Here is a 2,412-nt window from a genome sequence, read left to right as displayed (position 1 = left end):
CCGCCGGGGCTGGTGGCGAGGTAGGCGGTTAAGGGGTCGGTGCCGACGATAAGGTGCAGCAGCACGGCCAAACCCCCGCACAACGCGATCAACGTCAAGGTTGAGGCGGCGATTTTCGGAAAGACGCGTGCGGCGTAGATGACGATCTCGCGCGAGAATCGCAGTCCGATGGACCAGCCGACCAGCGCGTAACAGCCGGCCATCAGCCAGGGCGGCAGGGTGATCGTCATGACATGCGTGCAGGAGAGCGCAATGCCGGCGAACAGCGGGACGAGCAGCGCGCCGGCGGGAATTTTGGATTTGGCGCCGGCGATTGCACCGAACACGGCGAGCGCCACCGTTTCCGACAAGGGTCCCGCCGAGACCGCTGGAAACCAGTCGATCGCTGCGCTCGCGAGGCCGCCGGGCGCGACCCAGAGCCGCGCAACGATCGAGGCCACAAGGGCCACCAGCATCACGCGCAGAAACTGCATGTAGGCGACCAGCCGCGGGTCACCGCCGAAGCCTTCGGACATCAACACCATGACAGTAGCCGCGCCCGGCGACGAGCCCCAGACCGCGGTCGTTCCGGGTAAGACCTTCCAGCGCGCGAGCAGCGCACCGAGCGAGGTGCTGATGAGCAGCACTGAGCAAACACCGCCGAGAAACAGCGGCCATTGCCGAACCACCGTCACCAGGATCGCGGGACCGATGCTGCGCGCCACCAGGCAGCCGATCAATCCCTGCGCTAGGACGTAGGGCCACTGTGGCACGGCGAGCCTGCCGTCGAAAACCGCGACCAGGATCGCTGCCGCCATCGCGCCCAGCAGCAGCGCCGCGGGGAGGTGTATCAATTCGAGCGGCACGATGAAGGCGAGCGATGCGAGCAGCAGAATGGTCCACTTCAGCGGCGCCTTGGTGTCGTGCAAACTGAATGTGGTGCGCTTGGCCGGCTGATCCATATTGCGGAGGAACGGTTTCGATCGATCCGGTGCTAGCGTCGAGTCAACGTGATGTCGCCGTTTTGCACGATACGGCCGAGCCGGGGCATGATGTGTTTCATCGACATGTCATGGCCCTCGGCGTCCGAACTGGTTGTCGTGTCCCTGACGATCAGCAGCTCGTAGCCGTGCTCGTAGGCCTGACGCGCCGTCGATTCCACGCCGATCTGAGTCGCAACGCCGCCCAGGACGATCGTGCGGATACCGCGTCGACGCAGCTGCAGGTCCATCTCGGTACCGTAGAACGCGCCCCATTGGCGTTTGGTAATTTGCAGGTCCCCCGATTGCATCAGACCGGCTGGAAATTCGTTCCAACCGGCCGGCAGGCCACCCGCGGGGAGCGGCTGCGCCTGGTCCACCGGTTGGCGCAGCATGTCGGCGCCGTCCGGCGCAAACGCAACGTTGACCAGCACGACAGTCGCCTTGGCGGCGCGAAAGCGCTCGGCCAAGGCCTGGCCGCGCGCCAGCAACTCTTGGCTGGTGACGGGAGTAAGGGCTCTGCCGAGAATGCCCTTTTGCAGGTCGATCAGGACGAGAGCAGATGTTCGAGGATCGAGTTCGATCATGATCTTAGGCTCCAAGGTGAGGGCGGCGCGGGCAGCACCGCAGGCCTTGTATAAAAGCTATTTATGAGGGAGACTCATAAATATAATTTTATGAGGGATCCTCACAAATGTCAATCGAAGCGCCGATAGCCAAGGCGCCCCAGCGCGCCCGCGGTGTGCAGCGCGTCGCAGAGCTGTTGGACGCCGGTGCCGCGTTGTTTGCGGAAAATGGCTATGAAACCACCACGATGACGCAGATCGCGCAGCGCGCGGGCGCATCGATCGGCTCGCTGTATCAGTTCTTTCCATCGAAGGAGGCGCTCGCGGAAGCGCTGTTTGTTCGCTACGTGGAGCGCGTCGCGTCAATGCTCGAGGATCTGGCGAAGCGCGCGCCGGGCTTGCCGCCGCCGCGCCTGGCGGACCGGCTCATCGACCTGATGCTCAAGGTCCGCTCGGACCGTGACTCCGCCGCGGCGCTGTCGGGTTCGGTCTCCGGCATCGTCGAGCGCCGCAAATCGCTGCGCGGCGCGACCCGCCGTCAAATCGCCGCAATCCTGCGCGCCGCCAGTCCCCGGCTGCGCGAGAAAGCCGCGGCGGAGGCCGCCGCGATGATTGGCCATGTTTTGAAGCTCGTGCCGACGCTGGCGAAAGAGCAAGAGGATGGCGGGCAGCCGCTCGTGCCGCAAGTCCGGAAGATGCTGGCGGCGTATATCGAATGCGTCGTCAAGCGCTGACGAGAGGCAGGACTCCGTCGGTGTCGACGGACCGTTGCCTGATTTTCACGATCGTGTTATTGATTTGCCGCAGAGCTCGAAATGCAAACCGCATTGGGGAACCGGCATGAAGCTAATTTCGTCCTTGATCATCTGTCTTGGGCTCTCGGCGTG

The 2,412-nt window shown here is 64.1% G+C and carries 3 protein-coding genes; 1 reads left to right on the top strand and 2 read right to left on the bottom strand.

Features of this window, described 5'->3' with window-relative positions:
- The coding region (locus tag VK804_RS13900) for an AbrB family transcriptional regulator (RefSeq protein ID WP_325371396.1) at positions 1 to 941 on the bottom strand (941 nt) is incomplete at its 3' end.
- 32 nt (positions 942 to 973) lie between these two features.
- A complete protein-coding gene (locus VK804_RS13895) occupies positions 974 to 1,546 on the bottom strand; it encodes a hydrolase (protein ID WP_325371395.1) in 573 nt (190 codons plus the stop codon).
- A 107-nt stretch (positions 1,547 to 1,653) separates the two neighbouring features.
- Here VK804_RS13895 and VK804_RS13890 point away from each other — a divergent pair, with 107 nt between their 5' ends.
- Positions 1,654 to 2,259: a TetR/AcrR family transcriptional regulator gene (locus tag VK804_RS13890; protein WP_325371394.1), complete on the top strand. Its 606-nt coding sequence runs from the start codon at positions 1,654 to 1,656 to the stop codon at positions 2,257 to 2,259.
- The last annotated feature ends 153 nt before the right edge of the window (positions 2,260 to 2,412 follow it).

It is taken from the genome of Bradyrhizobium sp. (genome assembly GCF_035484855.1).
In the GTDB taxonomy this organism is placed as follows: Bacteria; Pseudomonadota; Alphaproteobacteria; order Rhizobiales; family Xanthobacteraceae; genus Bradyrhizobium.
Note: the sequence above shows the minus strand (reverse complement) of the source record. Positions and strands in the feature narration are given on the sequence as shown.